This window comes from Mesorhizobium sp. BR1-1-6 (assembly GCF_020165355.1).
In the GTDB taxonomy this organism is placed as follows: Bacteria; Pseudomonadota; Alphaproteobacteria; order Rhizobiales; family Rhizobiaceae; genus Mesorhizobium.
Map to the genome: position 1 here is coordinate 21,060 of NZ_JAIUHZ010000031.1, position 17,512 is coordinate 38,571.

Here is a 17,512-nt window from a genome sequence, read left to right on the forward strand (position 1 = left end):
CAATGTTCAATCCTGCTTGCGTGGCTGCACAACTGGCGCCCTGATCCGCGACAGGCCGCGGTCCGCAAGCACGGCGCCAACGCACAGCGCCAGGAAAAGGGCGGTGATGGCCAGCGAGGCGATGGCGACGCTGGCGATGCCGTACCTGGCGACATCGAGGAACGGGTAGGGCACTTCGCCTGTTATGGACGCCCCCGCCAGCGCATAGGCCAGATAAGCGAGCGGATAGAGCATCCACCAGGAAACGTCTCGCCATCGCGTCTTGCCGTCGGCACCGGCGGCCAGCCACCACAGCACGAACAGTGCAGGCGTCACATAGTGCAGCAGCACGTCGCACAGCAGGAACAGGCCCTGCGGCTGCCAGAGGCGTGCCAGCACGGTGGCGTAGACCATGAAGACCACGGTGATGGCGACGGCGACGCCTGCCCGCATCCGCGCTCCGGCAAAGGCCGGAAACCAGGCATGGCCGGCGGGCGACAGCAGCGACGCATGGACGAGCACCGCACCGATGTTGGTCAGGATGGTAAAGAAGCTGAAGTAGAAGACGACCGAACCGATCAGGCCGCGGCCGGCTTCCATCGAGGCCGGAACGGTGATCGAGAACTGCAGGAAAAGACCGGCCAGCCCTGCGACCAGACCCGCGACCTGCAGCAGCCGGCCCATCTTACGCGGCGGCGGCGCAGGCCGGATTGCCGGCCTGCCAGCGGGCGATGTCGGAGCCGATGCGCGCGCCGAGCGGCTCGGCCATCAGCGGACCGAACACGTCTACACGGCTCGAATTGCCTTGCGCCTGCACCACCAGCAGCGGCTTGCCGCCATAATGCTTGGCCGGCACCAGCAGGAAGCGCGGCGTGCCGCTGAACGAATTCAGCTCATTGGCCATCTGGTAGGATTTGAAGGCCGGGTCCTTGCTGGCGATCCAGCATTTGTGGGCGGAGATCGCCACCTGTTCCATGGCCAGCAGCGCCGCGCTCTTGCCGGAAGGCGGCGGAGCGCTCTTCGGACCCGACTGGCAGGATGCCAGCGCAAGGCCGGCGGCAGCCAGGAGAGCAAAGCGAGCAATCGTCAGTCTCATCGTCAGGCCGCCCCCAGGTTCTGAAAGAATTTCGGAAGATATCAGGCGGCGATGCCGAGCGCGCCTTCGAACAACGCCCGGCCGTCATTGCCGCCATGTGCCGCTTCGATCAGGTTCTCGGGATGAGGCATCAGGCCCAGCACATTGCCCTGGCTGCTGATGATGCCGGCGATGTCGTTGATCGAGCCGTTGGGGTTGGTGCCGTCCGCATAGCGGAACACCACCTGGCCTTCGCCTTCCAGGCGTGCAAGCGTCTCGGCATCGGCGAAGTAGTTGCCGTCGTGATGCGCCACCGGCGAACGGATGATCTGGCCCGGCTGGTAGCGGCGGGTGAACATGGTGTTGGCGTTGGCGATCTCGAGCTTCACCTGCCGGCAGACGAATTTGAGCGAGGAGTTGCGCATGAGCGCTCCCGGCAGCAGGCCGGCCTCGACCAGGATCTGGAACCCGTTGCAGACGCCGATGACCATGACGCCCTTGGCCGCCTTCTCGGCAACCGCCCGCATCACCGGCATGCGCGCCGCGATCGCGCCGCAGCGCAGATAGTCGCCGAAGGAGAAGCCGCCGGGAATGGCGATCAGGTCGACATCCGGGATTTCGGTGTCGGTTTGCCAGACCGTGGCTGGCGCCTTGCCGGAAATCTTGGTCAGCGCCGCGATCATGTCGCGGTCGCGGTTAAGGCCAGGCAAGAGGACGACGGCTGATTTCATTTTGTTGGCACCCTGATCGTTTGGGTCAATCTGATCTGTCTCGTGAGGAACGCCATTTAGTCAGCTATTTCGACGAACCATGAAGGCAATCTCTCATGGTCTTGGATCATAAGGCGTTTGTGGCTTTCGGCCAGTTCGCGCAATTCGAGGCGCTGCTCGATTCGCTCCAGACGTTGATCGATACGGCTTGTAATTGCGTAGATATTGTTGATGTCTGTTTGCGTGCTCAATGCCTGCAATCCGATCGCAACGATCTCGTGCTTAACCTCGCCGAGACCATTCTCAAGTCGATCCATTCGCGAATGAATTTTCTTCAGCAGTTCGTACATCAACTCGTCGGTGACTTCGGGCATCCGCGCATCCGGCACAACCTCAGGTAAGCGTCACACTATAGTTCTCAATCACCGTGTTCGCCAGCAGTCTGTCGCACATGGCCCTGAGATCGGCCTCGGCCTTGGCCTTGTCGGTCCCGGCGAGCTCGACGTCGAACACCTTGCCCTGCCGCACCGAGCCGATACCGTCAAAACCTAGCCCCGACAGCGCATGCTCGATCGCCTTGCCTTGCGGGTCCAGCACGCCGTTCTTGAGGGTTACGGTGATACGGGCTTTCATCGATGCTCCTGAATGATCGGTATCGGTCGGCGCCGGACCTGCCGTTTCCGGCAAGTCCGTTGCTGGCAATTAGTGCTTCATGCCCTTCGGCGGCTCGCTCGACGCGACGAGCACCGGTCCGGTTGGACGCGGCGGCTCGTTCTCGTTCATGATACCGAGACGGCGGGCGACTTCCTGGTAGGCCTCCACGAGGCCGCCCATGTCGCGGCGGAAACGGTCCTTGTCGAGCTTGTCCTGCGTCGCCACGTCCCACAGCCGGCAGGAATCGGGCGAGATCTCGTCGGCTACGACGATGCGCATCATGTCGCCCTCGAACAGGCGTCCGCATTCGATCTTGAAATCGACGAGCTGGATGCCGACGCCCATGAACAGGCCGGACAGGAAGTCGTTGACGCGAATGGCCAGCGCCATGACGTCGTCGATTTCCTGCGGGCTCGCCCAGCCGAAGGCAGTGATGTGCTCTTCAGAGACCATCGGGTCGTCGAGCGCATCGGCCTTGTAATAGAATTCGATGATCGAGCGGGGCAGGACCGTGCCTTCCTCGATGCCAAGGCGCTTGGACAGCGAACCGGCGGCGACATTGCGCACCACCACTTCGAGCGGGATGATCTCGACCTCCTTGATCAGCTGCTCGCGCATGTTGAGCCGGCGGATGAAGTGGGTCGGAATACCCATCCGGTTGAGATGATTAAAGATGTGCTCGGAAATGCGATTGTTAAGCACGCCCTTGCCATCGACGACTTCGTGTTTTTTCTTGTTGAACGCGGTGGCGTCATCCTTGAAGAACTGGATCAGCGTCCCGGGCTCAGGGCCTTCATAAAGTATCTTGGCCTTGCCTTCATAAATGCGGCGGCGATTTTTCATTTGATTTTTCTCTGGATTTGCGGGCAGGCGGCAAGCGACCAGTTCCTGTCCGTCTGCCTAAATTAGTGTGGCGACGGTGGCGTTCAATGCCGGTGTCTATCGTAATCGCCTTGTTTGCTCAATCGGCAAATCCTTTCAATCAACTGCTTTCGGGACCGAAATGCCGCAGCGCAGCAAGCCACGAAGCGTATTGACCGGCCGCCAGCCTTTTGGTTTGTGCTTCGCCATCACATATTCATCAATGCCAGCGAATCGATTTCCATCGGAGGGACGCCATGAGCAACATGAAGGATCGCGAAGAGGGTTTTGAGCGCAAATTCGTGTTCGACGAGGAGCTTCGGTTCAAGGCGTCGGCGCGCCGCAACAAGGCTCTCGGCCTGTGGGCCGCGGAAAAGCTCGGGAAATCCGGCGCCGAGGCCGATGCCTACGCCAAGGAAGTGGTTGTTTCCGATATCGAGGAAGCCGGCGATCACGACGTCTTCCGCAAGATCCGCAAGGATTTCGACGCTGCCGGCGTCAGCCAGTCGGACCATCAGATCCGCCGCACCATGGACGAATTGATGGCGCAGGCCATCGAGCAGATCAAGAACACCTGATCCGGCCGAAGCAGGTTCCGCAAAAATGTCCCACAATTTTGCGACGGAACCTGCGGCAAAAGAATGACTGGACCAATCGACCGCCCGGCCCAGCCGGGCGGTTTTTCTTTGCGTTTCCCGTCGTTTCCGGCTGAAACTGCGATCCTTAGCGAGGAAACAGCCGATGTCCCTAAAATCCCGCCTTGCGGCCGATGAAACGCTGGTCACCGCATGGTCAGGCGTGCCGGACGCGCTGACCGTCGAAATCCTTGCCAGGCAGGGCTTCGATGCGGTCACGCTCGACATGCAGCATGGCGGCCATCATGAAGACAGCGTGTTGCGCGGCCTGGCGCCCGTGCTTGCCACCGGCAAGCCGGCATTGGTGCGTATTCCCGTCGGCCGTTTCGACATGGCCAGCCGGGCGCTCGATTTCGGCGCCGAGGCGGTGATCGCGCCGATGGTCAACTCGGTGGCGGATGCAAAACTGTTCGCTGCGGCGATGAAATACCCGCCGGTGGGCGAGCGCTCCTGGGGCCCCACCTATGCCTTCCCACGCCATGGCAAGGGTGATCATGCCGAATGGCTGCGCGACAGCAACCAGCGCACAATGGCCTTCGCCATGGTCGAGACGCGGGCGGCGCTCGATGCGCTGGACGGCATCCTCGATACACCCGGTATCGACGGCATTTTCCTGGGGCCATCGGACTTCTCGATTGCCTGGTCGAACGGCACGACCGTCAATTCGACGCTCGAAAGCATGATGGAAACGGTGGGTTCGATCGCCGAGCGTACCCGCAAGGCCGGCAAACATGCGGCGATCTACGTCATCGAACCGGCCATCGCCGGCCGCGTCGTGGCGATGGGCTACCGCCTGCTGGCCACAGGGTCCGAGCACGCGCTGATTTCACTAGGGGCGAAGACGCTGTTGAAAGGCATCAAGGATTCGATCGGCGGCTGAGAGCCGCGATCCGGTCGGGGTCGTCAGGCCTTCAGTTCGGTGAGAAATTTGGCGAAGGTCATCGAACCTTCGGGCCATGGGCCGAAGCCTGAATCGGTGTTGAGGTGACCGGCTTCACCGGCATCGATGAACAGAGATCCCCAGGCGCCGGCAATGTCCTCGGCGACGTGGAAGGCGCAGAACGGATCGTTGCGGCTGGCAATCACCATGGACGGGAAGGGCAACGGCTCGCGCGAGTAGGGGCCGAACGTCATCAGGTGCCTTGGCCGTACCTCTGGATTGGCGACATCGGGCGGCGCCACGAAGAATGCGCCGGCGACCGGCTTGCGAAACTGCGGGATGGCTTGCACCGCCGCGGCAACGCCAAGGGAATGCGCGACGAGGACGACGGGCTTCTCGGCTTCATTGACCGCTTTTGCCACGCTCGCCGTCCAGTCATCGCGCACGGGCTTCGACCATTCCGCCTGCTCGACGCGCCGCGCGGTCGACAGCTTTGACTGCCAGCGGGTCTGCCAGTGCTCGGGGCCGGAGTTGGTGTAGCCCGGGATGATGAGAATATCTGCGTCTTTGACTTTCATGGCGCTGAGATAGCGAGCGTGATTGCCTCATGCAACCGTCGATGGACACGCTCCTGCTTGCAATGGTGAACACCATGTTCGCTTTTCGCTGTCTTGTGTGAACGATCACGATCGCCGATTTGTCCTCTGGAAAGAAACAGCCGTGAAGGACCGCATTTGGTGCTGACACGATGTACAATGATCGCCGGCGCCGGGCTCCTGACCTCGGGGTTTATGCCAAAGCGTCGCCGCAACGGAGACAATCATGAGCGAACTGCCCTTTGCCGCCACCACGCCGGTGAGCGTTGCCCGGGTCGGGCTGAAGGCGCGCGACGCCGAAAGCCTAGCGGCCTACTATCGCGCTGTTGTCGGCTTGCAGGAATTGAGCCGCGCCGATGGCGCGATCACCCTGGGCGCCGCCAACCGTCCGCTGTTGGTGCTGGAGCCGGACGCCTCGGCCAAGCCTGACGATCCGCGCAGCGCCGGCCTGTTCCACACGGCTTTCCTGCTGCCCAGCCGTGCCGATCTCGGCCGCTGGATCAACCACGCCATATCAGACAAGATCGCCATAGAGGGCGCTTCGGACCATCTGGTCAGCGAAGCGCTGTACCTCACCGATCCCGAGGGCAACGGGATCGAGATCTATGCCGATCGCCGTCCGCAGGACTGGACGTGGAACGGCGACAAGATCGCGATGGCGACCGAACGGCTGAACATTCCTTCGGTCGTCGCCGAAGTGCCGGCGGGCGACGCGGGCTGGCAGGGAGCGCCTGAAAACAGCATTGTCGGCCACGTCCACCTGCGCGTCGGCCGGCCGGAAGAGGCGGAAGCCTGGTGGAAACAGGAATTCGGCTTCGACACGGTGGCGAAGTATGGCGGCCAGGCTGTGTTCCTGTCGTCAGGCCACTACCATCATCATATAGGCGCCAATGCGTGGCAGAGCGCCGGCGCCGGCCGCCGCGACTCGGCCCGGTCGGGCCTTGCCTGGGTCGAGATGCGTTCCGACAACGTGGCCAGTGAAACGACCCGCGAAGATCCGTGGGGCACGGTGATCAGGACCATTCCCGGCAAAGCGTGATCGGCAGTTACGTCCTGCGGTACCTTCTCCTCGTATAGCGACGGGGAGAAGGAAAGCCCCTCACGCCTCTCCGAACACCCGCCGAAAGATCGTGTCGACATGCTTGGTGTGGTAGCCCAGGTCGAATTTCTCGCGGATCTCGGCTTCCGGCAAGACGGCGGTGACGTCATTGTCGGCCAGTAGTTCTTCAAGAAAATCAGCGCCTTGCTCCCACACCTTCATGGCATTGCGCTGCACCAGCCGGTAGGCATCCTCACGGGAGACGCCGGCTTGCGTCAATGCCAGCAGCACGCGCTGTGAATGCACCAGGCCGCGGAACTTGTTCATGTTCTTCAGCATGTTGTCGGGATAGACGAGCAGTTTGTCGATGACGCTGGTCAGCCGCGCCAGCGCGAAATCCAGCGTCACCGTCGCATCCGGCCCGATCATGCGCTCGACGGAGGAATGCGAAATGTCGCGCTCGTGCCAGAGCGCCACATTCTCCATCGCCGGCAGCGCGAAGGAGCGCACCATGCGGGCAAGGCCGGTTAGGTTCTCGGTCAACACCGGGTTGCGCTTGTGCGGCATCGCCGACGAACCTTTCTGGCCAGGCGAAAAATACTCTTCGGCTTCCAGCACCTCGGTGCGCTGCAGATGCCGGATCTCGATCGCCAGCCGCTCCACCGACGATGCGATGACGCCGAGCGTGGCAAAGAACATGGCATGGCGGTCGCGCGGGATCACCTGCGTCGATACCGGCTCCGGCTTCAACCCGAGCTTTGCCGCGACATGCTCTTCGACATAAGGCTCGATATTGGCGAAGGTGCCGACCGCTCCCGAAATGGCGCAGGTGGCTATGTCCTCGCGAGCATGCACGAGCCGCTCGCGGCAGCGCGAAAATTCGGCATAGGCTTGCGCCAGCTTGACGCCGAAAGTGGTCGGCTCGGCATGGATGCCGTGGCTGCGGCCGATGGTGACGGTATCCTTGTGCTCGAAGGCGCGGCGCTTCAGCGCCGCAAGCAGTGCGTCGATGTCGGCCAGCAGCATGTCGCTGGCACGCGTGAGCTGCACCGCGAAACACGTGTCGAGAACGTCCGAGGATGTCATGCCCTGATGGATGAAGCGGGCGTCGGGTCCGACGAATTCGGCGAGATGGGTGAGAAAAGCGATGACGTCGTGCTTGGTGACGCGCTCGATCTCGTCGATCGCATCGACGTCGAACTTCGCGGCATTGCCTTTTTCCCAGATGGTCTTCGCCGCCTGTTTCGGGATGACGCCGAGTTCGGCCAGCGCGTCGCAGGCATGAGCCTCGATCTCGAACCAGATGCGGAACCGGGTTTCGGGCGACCATATGGCCACCATTTCCGGCCGGGAGTAGCGAGGGATCATCGGTCAGTCCTGACGTGTCGAGAAATTTGCCCGCGTCCTAACAGAGGCGGACAAAATGCTCAACGCCGCCGCCGCGCAAACCAGAGGCTGGCGGCAAACAAGGCGAGGAACCCGATCGGGAAATAGAGCCTGATGCCCAGCACCACGAACTGGTAGAGCGCCACCGCCATCGTGAAGACGAACTGAAGCCCCCAGGTGAGGGTGAAGGTAGGTGCATGCCATGCGGCATAGTAGGACCGGTATTGCAAGGCATACAGCCCGGCGGTCAGGCCGATCGTCGCGGCGGCGAGACCCACGAATGCCGCCGCGAAGGCGACTTCCCAGCTCCTTCCGCGCGAGACCAGCCGTGCCGCGAACAGGCCAACAGGAAAGGCCAGAGCGCCGCCGCCTGCAAACAGCAGCGTCACGGTGCGGATTTTATCTGGCGTCACCCAACTTTCCAGCAACAGGTTGAGGAGCGCGCTGGCGCCCATCGTGGCGGCCCAAAGCAGCGCGCCGAGCAGCGCCGTGCCCGGCGTTGGTATGGCGCCGCGGAGGCGGCCCAGGGCGCGATGACGCCTGGCGGGGTGGACGAGCGGTGTCACAGGCGGCCGGTCACCGCGATCCAGCGATAGTCCGGGCCTTCGAAGCCATATTGGCGCACCGCGATCAGCACCGCATAGGCGCTGGGATTGTCCATCGAAAATGTCTGCACGGCTCCGATGCGGTAGCCGTTCGGGCAACCCCGGCTCTTGGGGATCGATTTGTCCTCGTGCAACAGCTTCGTCGTACCGCCGGCTTGCGCCTCGACGCGCAGCAGCCGAAAGCCATTGATCTCACCCTGGCTCTCGCAGCCCTTAGTCTCGTTCATGCCGATCTCGTCCAGCCGGAACTCGAGCGGCTGGTCGACTGGCGAGAAGATCGGACGCGGATTGACCGCCATCCGATGCGGGTCGGCGGACATCTCCGTTACCGGGTTGAAGCCTGCGGTGATGCCCTTGTTCGCGGCCAACTCCGCCTGGCTGACGACCGCTTCGCCCCTTCTCGCGGGCCTGAATACGAGCCGCCGTCAACGTGGCGTTCTCGTCGTCGAGCCGGACGCGAATAGGCGTTCCCTGGAGAAAGCTGTCGTTGCTGGTGTCGATATAATAGCGATTGGCGTAGGGAAATCCCGATCCATCCTGCACGCCATATTCTTCGAACGCGAAGATGCCGCCGTCCTTGGTGAAGCCCAGGATTTCAAGCTCGGCGACATCCCCGGCCCGGGCGGCGACGACTGCGCAAAACTGCGCAAGCAGGCAAACGGCAAACAGAAGAAGGTTTTGCATGAGGTTTTCCGCCGGCCAACGATATCGCCATTCCCTATCACGACAAGATACCGGCGTCGCGCTGCCCGATAAAGCAAGCGCCATGCATCCAATCGCGGCCTCGTCTGTTATTGTCGGCAGTCCCAATGGAGAACCACCATGACCGACACCAGCAAAATTCGTGAGCATATGGAAGTGATCGGTGCCGATGGCGTTCATGTCGGCACGGTCGACAAAGTCGAGGGGCAGCGGATCAAGCTGACCAAGTCCGACAGCGGTATGGGCACGCATAAGGGGCACCATCATTTCATTCCCCTGAGCCTTGTCGCGGAGGTCGAGGGAAAGAAGGTCTGGCTGTCGGCGAATTCCGACGTCGCGGTCACTTTCGAGGAAGAAAAGTCCGACCCCACCTGATCGCGTATAAGTCAGCGCGAAGACCAGACCGGAAACAGATCGCCCTCGGCGGGCGTCGCGGCGAAAACGCCGCGCGTGATGGCGCGCGCCATCGTGGCGCCTGCCGCGGCATAAAGGTCGATTGCCGCGTCGGCTTCGAGCCGGATACCGCTCCTGCCGGTCGCCAGCGCGAAGACCAGATCGCCATCGGCCGGCGTGTGCGTCGGCCATATGGCCCGCACGAAACCGTCATGCGCTGACATGGCCAGGCGCTTTGCGGCGGCCTTGGTGAGAACGGCATCGGTGGCGATAACGGCGATGGTGGTGTTGCCGCCGGCATCCGCCTTGCCCGTGAACGTCTTGTCGCGAAACTTCAAGAGGATGCTTTTGGCGTCGTCCGGCATTGGCGAGGGATAGCCAAGCCCGCCGAATTCATCGCCGATCTCGAACGGAGCCGCCCAGAAATGGCGGCTTCGGCTGATGGTCACCGAGCCGATCGGATTGACCGCCGCCAGCGCGCCGATGGTGACGCCATTGTCAAGCAGCGTCGAAGCCGAGCCAAGCCCGCCCTTGAGACCGGAGGTCAGCGCGCCGGTGCCGGCGCCGGTCGTGCCGATCTGGAAATCCGAACCGGCGGCCTGCACCGTCTCGTAGCCGAGGTCGCGGTATGGCGGATAGCGGCCCCAGTCCTTGTTGCCGCCATTGCGCAGGTCGAACAGGATCGCCGCCGGCACGATCGGCACGCGAAAGCCGCCGACCTCGAAGCCGATGCCACGCTCGCGCAGTGCTGCCTGTACCCCGGACGCTGCGTCGAGGCCGAAAGCCGACCCGCCCGACAGCACCACGGCATGGACCGTCTCAACCGAATTGTGGGGTTCGAGCAGGTCCGTCTCGCGCGTGCCCGGCGCACCGCCCAGGATCTGGACGCCGGCTACGGCCGGTTCGTCGCAAAGGACCGTCGTCACGCCGGATTTCAGTCGGGCATCGGAGGCATTGCCGACGCTGAGACCGGCGACATCGGTGATCAGGTTGCGCGGGCCGGTGCGAAACATCAGTTGCTTTCCAACGGTACGAAGCGGGCGCCATCGAACCGGAAGACGCGGTACGGATTCCGGCTGAGGTCGCCCTTCGCATCAAAGCGCACCGGCCCGATCGCCGTGGTGAAATCATGCCCGATGAGCGCTTCCGCAAGCGGCCTGCCGGAGCTTGCGGCTTCCGCCATCGCCGCCTTGGCGGTTTCTACCGCCGCATAGGCCGGCAGCGTGTAGCCGTCCGGCACGATCTTCTGCGAGGCAAACACCTCGAGCACCTTGGGATTGGCGACATCGGCCCATTCCGGGGGAGCGATCATCAGCGTTCCCGTGGCATAGGGCACTGCGCCGGGCGGAGTGCGCAGGTTCTCGCCGCCGGCGAATACGATGCCGGCGTCGAGTTGCGCGGCGTCGCGACCCATGATGGCGATGTCGTCGCCGTCGCCACCGGCAAAGACATGGGTTGCGCCGGCCTTCTTCAGCCGGCCAATCAGACCGATCTGGTTGTCGAGCTGCGGCCGGAACGTATCGACGAACACCGGCTTCAGCGCCGCCTGTTCGGCCGCCGCCCGCAACGTCTCGGCGATCTCACGGCCGTAGATGGTGCCGTCATCGATGACGGCGAACAGTTCGTTCTGCCAAAGCCGGGTAAGGGTGTTGGCGACGGCATTGCGCTCGTCGTCGCCCCTCGGTCCGAGCCGGTAGACCGGCCAGCCGGTCTTGGGACGACGGTCAGTCAGGCTTTCGGTTCGCACGCCAACGGTGATGACGGCGATGCCTGCGTCCTTCAAGATCGGCATCGCCGCCTCGATCGCTTCCGTACAGAGAAATCCCACGACGACATTGACCTTGGCGGTCGCGAATTCCCGGGCTGCCGCGGCACCCCCATCGGCCGTGCAGGCATCGTCGATGGTCTTGAGCTCGATGCCGTTCGCCTGGGCCGCCACTTCGGCGCCGGCTTCGATCTGCCTGCCAAGGATCGCCGAGGATCCGGAGAGCGGCGCGGCAACACCGACGAGCAGCGTCTGGGCGTTGGCGGCGCCGGTCAGCAGCAGCCAGGCCAGCGCGGCAGATATCGTTGCCCCGGGTCGCATCCTGTCGAAGACTTCCTCCAAGCGAGCCCGGATGGTCCCGGCGCCACTCCCGCCAAGACCTAAAGGCTGCCCGGTCTTGGCGCAACACGCGAATTTCGGGATATGGGCCAAGCACTTCGCTTGTGGCTTGTCATATCTAGCCATATATAGCGATAGGGTTCAGGCTATGGAAAATCTCCGGTGTTGAAGAAGAACGACATAGGACCGCAGGCCTATCGCGACGCGATGAGCCATTTTGCCGGTCACGTCCATGTGGTGACCACCGACGGGCCGGCCGGCAAGCGCGGCGCGACGGTCATCGCCGCCTGTTCGGTTTCCGATACGCCGCCGACCATTTTGGTCTGCCTGAACCGTGAAAATCCCAAGAACGAGCCGTTCGTGAAAAACGGCAGGTTTGCCTTGAACACGCTTGCCTCGCACCAGGAGCCGCTGTCGATCGGCTTTTCCGGCATCACCGGCCTGCCGGTCGAGGAACGTTTCGCGCTCGGCGAGTGGGATGTGATCTCCACCGGCGCGCCGACCTTGAAGGGCGCGCTCGCCGTATTCGACTGCGAACTGATCGACACTAAGGACCTGGCCACCCATCGTGTGCTTTTTGGCAAGGTGACAGGCCTGCGCATGGGCGATAATTTGCGGCCGCTGATCTATCACGCCCGCGGCTACCACGTTTTGGAAAGCGGGGCAGAGGCGTCCACGGAGAAGGAATGACCGAGCTAAAACCGCGCCCCGTGCCGCGGACGATCGACGAGACGCTCGATCTCTTGACCGGCGCGGACTATGTGGCGGACCGGTCGTTGGCCACCGTGCTTTTCCTGTCGCTGCGCATGAAGCGGCCGCTGTTCCTCGAGGGCGAGGCCGGCGTCGGCAAAACCGAGATCGCCAAGGTGTTGGCAGAGGCGCTCGGCCGCCGGCTGATCCGTCTGCAATGCTATGAGGGTCTCGACGTCTCGTCCGCCGTCTATGAGTGGAATTATGCCGCGCAGATGATCGAGATACGCATGGAGGAGGCGGCCGGCAAGGTTGACCGCTCCGACATGGAGCGCAACGTTTTCTCGGAAAAATACCTGATACGCCGTCCGGTGCTCGATGCGCTGACCGGCAAGGCCGGCGCCGCCCCGGTTTTCCTGATTGACGAGCTCGACCGTACCGACGAGGCGTTCGAGGCGTTCCTGCTCGAGATCCTTTCCGATTTCCAGGTGACGGTGCCCGAACTCGGCACGATCAGGGCGGAGGAGCCGCCGATCGTCATCATCACCACCAACCGCACCCGCGAAATCCATGACGCGCTGAAGCGGCGCTGCCTCTATCACTGGGTCGATTATCCCAGCGCCGAGCGGGAGTTGGAGATTGTGCGCCGCAAGGTGCCGCAGGCGAACAGCCGGCTTTCGGCCGAGGTGGTCTCCTTCATTCAGAAGCTCCGCCAGATCGAATTGTTCAAGATGCCGGGCGTTGCCGAGACCATCGACTGGGCCGGCGCGTTGACCGAACTCGACAAGGTCGCGCTCGACCCGGAAACCGTCTCCGACACGATCGGCGTGCTGCTGAAATACCAGGACGACATTGCCCGCATCGGCGAGGGCGAAGGCCGGCGTATCCTCGACGAGGTGAAGGCCGAGCTTTCGGCGGCGGAGTAGGGCTCATGGCCATGCCTCGCGCGGAACCCAGGGAGGCGACTGTCGACGGTCACATCGCGGACAACATCGTCTATTTCGCCCGTGTCTTGCGCAAATCAGGCATGCGCGTCGGTCCGGCCTCGGTCAAGGATGCCATCGAGGCGGTACTTGCCACCGGCATCGGCGCGCGCGACGATTTCTACTGGACGCTGCATGCCGTGCTGGTGTCGCGGCATGAGGACCATGCCATCTTTGACGAGGCCTTCCGGCTATTCTGGAAGTCGCGTGAGCTGATCGAAAAGATGCTGGCGATGCTTTCGCCGGTGGCGCCCGATACCAGGGAGAAGCAGAAGCCACGCGCGGCCGAAAGCCGTGTCAGCCAGGCCATGTTCGCAGGCCACAGCAGGAACCAGCCGGCGCAGGAAATCCCCGAGATCGAGGTCGACGCGCGCTTTACTTTCTCCGGCAACGAGGTGCTGAGGGCCAAGGATTTCGCTCAGATGAATGCCGCCGAGATGGCCGACGCCAGGAAAGCGATCGCCGAACTGCGGTTGCCCTTCGATATGGTGCGGACGCGCCGTTTCAAGGCCGATTCGCACGGTCGCCGCATCGATCCGCGTGCCATGATGCGCTCGGCCGCACGCACTGGGGGCGAACTGATCCTGCCGAAATTCCGCTCGCTCCGCGAAGTGTATCCGCCGTTGGTCGTGCTTGCCGACATTTCCGGTTCGATGAGCCAGTACACGCGCATCTTCCTGCATTTCCTGCATGCTCTGACGGAAAAGCGCCGGCGCGTGCACACTTTCGTTTTCGGCACCAGGCTCACCAATCTGAGCCGACAGATGCGCCATCGCGATCCCGACGCCGCCCTGGCCGACTGTTCCACCGCGGTCAAGGACTGGTCGGGCGGCACGCGCATCGGCGACACGCTGGCCGAGTTCAACCTGATATGGTCGCGGCGCGTGCTAGGACAGGGCGCGGTGGTGCTTTTGATCACCGACGGGCTGGAGCGAGACGAGGTCGACGGCCTGTCGGAGGAAATGGAGCGTCTGCACAAATCCTGCCGGCGGCTGATCTGGCTGAACCCCTTACTGCGCTTCGACGGTTTCCAGGCGCGCGCCCGCGGCGTCAGGGCGATGCTGCCGCATGTCGATGAATTCCGTGCCGTGCACAATCTCGACGCGCTTGCCGATCTCTGCGCTTCGCTGGACCGGAAGCCTGCCGTCGATCCGCGGCGATGGATGGAGGGTGGCGCGAGGCGCGCCGCGTAGCCATATGCTGCTGAAGACACATATTTCCGGGAAAAACAGACCCTGAGAGAAGCAACGATGAGCGACAGCATTTATCTCGACGAGGCCCGTGACCCGCTGATCATCGCAGAAGGCTGGATGAAGGACGGCAAGGATGTCGCCATCGCGACCGTTGTCGAGACCTGGGGTTCCGCGCCACGCCCGGCCGGCAGCCATCTGGTCATCGACGCCGACGGCAATTTCCACGGCTCGGTTTCGGGCGGCTGTGTCGAAGGCGCCGTGGTGACGGATGCCATGGACGTCATCGGCACCGGCAAGCCCAGAATGCTGGAATTCGGCGTCGCCGACGAGACCGCCTGGCAGGTGGGCCTTTCCTGCGGCGGCCGCATCAAAGTGTATGTGGAAAGGCTAGGCTGATCTTCGATGGATCCCTATGCGCTGAAAACACTCAACGCCGAGCGCCGCGCGCGCCGCGCCGCGATCCTGGTCACCGATCTTGGTGACGGCCGCGACCGTGTCGTGCGCGAGGGCGATCCGGTCGCCGGCGATCTCGGTGCCGCGATCAGCAAGGCGTTCCGCACCGGGAATTCCGGCTCGGTCGAAGCGGAAGGGCGGACCTTTTTTCTCAACGCGCATCTGCCGCATCCTCGCCTGGTGGTGATCGGTGCCGTGCATATCAGCCAGGCGCTGGCGCCAATGGCCAGGATCGCCGGCTATCCAGTCGAGATCATCGATCCGCGCACGGCTTTTGCCACGTCGGACCGCTTTCCCGACGTCGCGTTGCACGCCGAATGGCCTGAGGAGGTGCTGCAACGACAGCCACTCGACAGCTATACGGCGGTCGCCGCCGTCACCCACGATCCCAAGATCGACGATTTCGCGCTGAAGGCGGCGCTCGACGCCAGGTGCTTCTATGTCGGGGCACTCGGCAGCAGGAAAACCCATGCCAAGCGTGTCGAGCGCCTGCTGGCACTGGGCGCCAGTTCCGAGCAGATCGCCCGCATCCAGGCGCCGATCGGTCTCGACATCGGCGCGGCCAGCCCCGCCGAGATCGCCGTCGCCGTGCTGGCGCAGGTCATTCACGCGTTTCGCTCGCGCGGCCTTGAAGCCAGGGACGCCGCAGCGTGAAATTCGGCCCGGTTCCTATCGAACAGGCCGAAGGCGCCGTGCTTGCGCACGCGACGACGGTCGGCGAGCGACGTTTCCGCAAAGCGCATCGGCTGAGTGCAGAGGATGTCGGGGTGCTGAAAGCGGCGGGCATCAGCGAAGTCGTCGCGGCCGTGCTTTCTCCCGGCGATCTGGGCGAAGACGCCGCCGCCGAACGGATCGCGACCGGTATGCGCCACCGCAACGTAGAGGCCAAGCCTGCCGCGACGGGGCGGGTCAACCTCCATGCCGAAGCCGCTGGCGTCTTCACCGTCAACAGCGCGATGATCGACGCCATCAATGCCGTCGATCCAACCATCACCATCGCCACGCTTGGCCAGCATGCGCCGGTCGAAAAGGGCCAGATGGTGGCAACCGTGAAGATCATTCCCTTCGCCGTTGGGTCGGCGCTGGTCGATGCGGTCATGGAAATCTGCGCCGGCGGCGAGATCTTTGCCGTCAATGCCTATCGGCCCATTCGTGTCGGTGTTATCCAGACCGTCTTGCCGGGCGTCAAGCCGAGCGTGCTCGACAAGACGCTGCGCGTCACCGAGGCACGGCTGGCGCGTTCGGGCGGGCGGCTGACGGCCGAGCGCCGCACGCCGCACGAGGTTGCGCCGGTTGCCGAGGCGGCCGCCTCGCTGGCGCGCGATAACGACATGGTCGTGATCTTCGGCGCTTCGGCCATGAGCGATTTCGCCGACGTCGTTCCGGCCGCGATCGAGGAAGCGGGCGGTACTGTCATCCGCGCCGGCATGCCGGTCGACCCCGGCAATCTGCTGGTGCTCGGCAGGGTCGCCGGCAAGCAGATCATCGGCGCGCCGGGCTGCGCCCGCAGTCCGAAGGAGAACGGCTTCGACTGGGTACTCGACCGGCTGATCGCTGGCCTCGACGTTACGGCGAACGACATCGCCGGCATGGGCGTCGGCGGCCTGCTGATGGAAATCCCGACGCGCCCGCAGCCACGCGAACCGCTGCCGGCCGGAAGCCGGCTCAAGGTCGGGATCGTGCTTTTGGCGGCGGGCCGTTCGAGCCGCATGGGCGGGCCGAACAAGCTTATGGCGCTTTTCGACGGCCAACCGTTGGTCCGCCGTACAGCAGAGCGTGCGCTCGCCTCGAAAGCTTCGGGCACGATCGTCGTCACCGGCCATCAACGTGAGCGGGTGCGCGGCGCGTTGTCGGGCCTGGACGTGACCTTCGCCGACAATCCCGATTTTGCCGATGGCCTCTCCGCCTCCCTGAAAGCCGGTATGGCCTATCTGCCGGGAGATGCCGCCGGTGCGATGATCGTCCTCGGAGACATGCCGGGTGTCTCGTCCGGCGATCTCGACCGGCTGATCGATGCGTTTCGCGGGGCAGGAGGCAATTCGGTGGTCCGCGCCTCGCACCTTGGCAAACGCGGCAATCCGGTCCTCCTGCCGCGCTCGCTGTTTCCGGCTGTCGCCCATCTCGAAGGTGATACCGGCGCACGCCACCTGGTCGAGGCCGGAGGACTTGACGTCGTCGATGTAGAGATCGGCGAGGGCGCATCCGTCGATGTTGACACCCGCGAGGCGCTGGAAGGCGCCGGCGGCGTGCTGCAGGATTGACAAACCCAGGCCGAATTACGCAAGCCTGCGGTATGGCTTCCGGTTTCATTTCGTTAATGTCAGCGCTTCTTCCCCCCTCTGGCCTGCCGGCCATCTCCCCCTCAAGCGGGGAGATTGGACATCATTTCGGCTTTCGCCAATCTCGAAGGCCGGCAGAAGGGCGCGGCCACCGAAACTGCCAATCTCCCCGCTTGAGGGGGAGATGGCCGGCAGGCCAGAGGGGGGCACTCACATTCCCTGCCTTTCTGATTTCGATATTTATCCTGTTTTCTGCTGCCCAGGCCTCTGCTCTCCAACTAAAACCCTTCAAGGA

At 63.5% G+C, this 17,512-nt stretch carries 21 protein-coding genes and 1 pseudogene; 10 read left to right on the forward strand and 12 right to left on the reverse strand.

The window, feature by feature from the left end:
- Positions 1-6: 6 nt before the first annotated feature.
- The 6 genes from LB545_RS30095 to purC all read right to left on the reverse strand — a co-directional run bounded on the left by LB545_RS30095 (position 7) and on the right by purC (position 3,261).
- Positions 7-663 carry a Pr6Pr family membrane protein gene (locus LB545_RS30095; RefSeq protein WP_140493828.1) on the reverse strand — a complete coding sequence of 219 codons (657 nt, stop codon included), beginning with the start codon at positions 661-663 and terminating at the stop codon, positions 7-9.
- Between the two features lies 1 nt (position 664).
- On the reverse strand, positions 665-1,075 hold the full coding sequence (locus LB545_RS30100) for a hypothetical protein (protein WP_140517698.1): 411 nt from the start codon (positions 1,073-1,075) through the stop codon (positions 665-667).
- A gap of 41 nt (positions 1,076-1,116) precedes the next feature.
- The gene (gene purQ, locus LB545_RS30105; RefSeq protein ID WP_140493824.1) at positions 1,117-1,785 is read right to left on the reverse strand and encodes a phosphoribosylformylglycinamidine synthase subunit PurQ; all 669 of its coding nucleotides are present in this window, start codon (positions 1,783-1,785) and stop codon (positions 1,117-1,119) included.
- Positions 1,786-1,841: 56 nt separating this feature from the next.
- Positions 1,842-2,138 carry a hypothetical protein gene (locus LB545_RS30110; RefSeq protein ID WP_224706257.1) on the reverse strand — a complete coding sequence of 99 codons (297 nt, stop codon included), beginning with the start codon at positions 2,136-2,138 and terminating at the stop codon, positions 1,842-1,844.
- Between the two features lie 19 nt (positions 2,139-2,157).
- A complete protein-coding gene (gene purS, locus LB545_RS30115; protein WP_140625559.1) occupies positions 2,158-2,397 on the reverse strand; it encodes a phosphoribosylformylglycinamidine synthase subunit PurS in 240 nt (79 codons plus the stop codon).
- A gap of 69 nt (positions 2,398-2,466) precedes the next feature.
- Positions 2,467-3,261 carry a phosphoribosylaminoimidazolesuccinocarboxamide synthase gene (gene purC / locus LB545_RS30120; RefSeq protein WP_127282327.1) on the reverse strand — a complete coding sequence of 265 codons (795 nt, stop codon included), beginning with the start codon at positions 3,259-3,261 and terminating at the stop codon, positions 2,467-2,469.
- A 275-nt stretch (positions 3,262-3,536) separates the two neighbouring features.
- Between purC and LB545_RS30125 the strand changes: the two genes are divergently transcribed.
- Both LB545_RS30125 and LB545_RS30130 read left to right on the forward strand, forming a co-directional pair.
- Entirely contained in the window at positions 3,537-3,857 is a 321-nt protein-coding gene (locus LB545_RS30125; protein ID WP_140493820.1) for a DUF1476 domain-containing protein, read from the forward strand.
- A 163-nt stretch (positions 3,858-4,020) separates the two neighbouring features.
- Positions 4,021-4,794, forward strand: coding sequence for an HpcH/HpaI aldolase family protein (locus LB545_RS30130; protein WP_140493818.1), 774 nt, complete (start codon positions 4,021-4,023; stop codon positions 4,792-4,794).
- 23 nt (positions 4,795-4,817) lie between these two features.
- Here LB545_RS30130 and LB545_RS30135 read toward each other — a convergent pair whose 3' ends face one another.
- Positions 4,818-5,372: an RBBP9/YdeN family alpha/beta hydrolase gene (locus LB545_RS30135; protein ID WP_140493816.1), complete on the reverse strand. Its 555-nt coding sequence runs from the start codon at positions 5,370-5,372 to the stop codon at positions 4,818-4,820.
- Between the two features lie 244 nt (positions 5,373-5,616).
- Between LB545_RS30135 and LB545_RS30140 the strand changes: the two genes are divergently transcribed.
- The gene (locus tag LB545_RS30140) at positions 5,617-6,429 is read left to right on the forward strand and encodes a VOC family protein (RefSeq protein WP_224706258.1); all 813 of its coding nucleotides are present in this window, start codon (positions 5,617-5,619) and stop codon (positions 6,427-6,429) included.
- A 60-nt stretch (positions 6,430-6,489) separates the two neighbouring features.
- Here LB545_RS30140 and purB read toward each other — a convergent pair whose 3' ends face one another.
- From purB to LB545_RS30155, 3 genes and pseudogenes are all read right to left on the reverse strand, one after another.
- A complete protein-coding gene (gene purB, locus LB545_RS30145; protein ID WP_140522066.1) occupies positions 6,490-7,797 on the reverse strand; it encodes an adenylosuccinate lyase in 1,308 nt (435 codons plus the stop codon).
- 59 nt (positions 7,798-7,856) lie between these two features.
- Positions 7,857-8,381, reverse strand: a complete 525-nt coding sequence (locus tag LB545_RS30150) for a hypothetical protein (protein ID WP_224519150.1) — start codon at positions 8,379-8,381, stop codon at positions 7,857-7,859.
- Positions 8,378-9,104 (reverse strand): annotated as a pseudogene (locus tag LB545_RS30155) (DUF2259 domain-containing protein). Before LB545_RS30155 ends, LB545_RS30150 begins: the two are co-directional and overlap by 4 nt.
- 138 nt (positions 9,105-9,242) lie before the next feature.
- Here LB545_RS30155 and LB545_RS30160 point away from each other — a divergent pair.
- Complete coding sequence (locus LB545_RS30160; protein ID WP_140493808.1) at positions 9,243-9,497, forward strand: DUF2171 domain-containing protein; 255 nt, start codon at positions 9,243-9,245, stop codon at positions 9,495-9,497.
- Between the two features lie 11 nt (positions 9,498-9,508).
- On the opposite strand, the gene LB545_RS30165 is transcribed toward LB545_RS30160, so the two are convergent.
- Both LB545_RS30165 and LB545_RS30170 read right to left on the reverse strand, forming a co-directional pair.
- Positions 9,509-10,528, reverse strand: a complete 1,020-nt coding sequence (locus tag LB545_RS30165; protein ID WP_224706259.1) for a P1 family peptidase — start codon at positions 10,526-10,528, stop codon at positions 9,509-9,511.
- Positions 10,528-11,601 (reverse strand): branched-chain amino acid ABC transporter substrate-binding protein, encoded by a 1,074-nt coding sequence (locus LB545_RS30170; protein ID WP_140517691.1) that lies wholly within the window; start codon positions 11,599-11,601, stop codon positions 10,528-10,530. The genes LB545_RS30165 and LB545_RS30170 overlap by 1 nt, the downstream gene beginning before the upstream one ends.
- A gap of 180 nt (positions 11,602-11,781) precedes the next feature.
- Between LB545_RS30170 and LB545_RS30175 the strand changes: the two genes are divergently transcribed.
- From LB545_RS30175 to LB545_RS30200, 6 genes are read left to right on the forward strand one after another with little or no spacing between them, the layout of a single operon-like run.
- Positions 11,782-12,309, forward strand: coding sequence for a flavin reductase (locus tag LB545_RS30175; protein ID WP_140493802.1), 528 nt, complete (start codon positions 11,782-11,784; stop codon positions 12,307-12,309).
- On the forward strand, positions 12,306-13,235 hold the full coding sequence (locus LB545_RS30180) for an AAA family ATPase (RefSeq protein WP_140493800.1): 930 nt from the start codon (positions 12,306-12,308) through the stop codon (positions 13,233-13,235). Before LB545_RS30175 ends, LB545_RS30180 begins: the two co-directional genes overlap by 4 nt.
- Before the next feature lie 11 nt (positions 13,236-13,246).
- The gene (locus LB545_RS30185) at positions 13,247-14,485 is read left to right on the forward strand and encodes a vWA domain-containing protein (RefSeq protein WP_140494994.1); all 1,239 of its coding nucleotides are present in this window, start codon (positions 13,247-13,249) and stop codon (positions 14,483-14,485) included.
- A gap of 57 nt (positions 14,486-14,542) precedes the next feature.
- Positions 14,543-14,881, forward strand: a complete 339-nt coding sequence (locus tag LB545_RS30190; RefSeq protein WP_140493798.1) for an XdhC family protein — start codon at positions 14,543-14,545, stop codon at positions 14,879-14,881.
- A gap of 6 nt (positions 14,882-14,887) precedes the next feature.
- The gene (locus LB545_RS30195) at positions 14,888-15,592 is read left to right on the forward strand and encodes an XdhC family protein (protein WP_224681899.1); all 705 of its coding nucleotides are present in this window, start codon (positions 14,888-14,890) and stop codon (positions 15,590-15,592) included.
- Positions 15,589-17,199, forward strand: coding sequence for an NTP transferase domain-containing protein (locus LB545_RS30200; RefSeq protein WP_224706260.1), 1,611 nt, complete (start codon positions 15,589-15,591; stop codon positions 17,197-17,199). The genes LB545_RS30195 and LB545_RS30200 overlap by 4 nt, the downstream gene beginning before the upstream one ends.
- Positions 17,200-17,512: the final 313 nt, after the last annotated feature.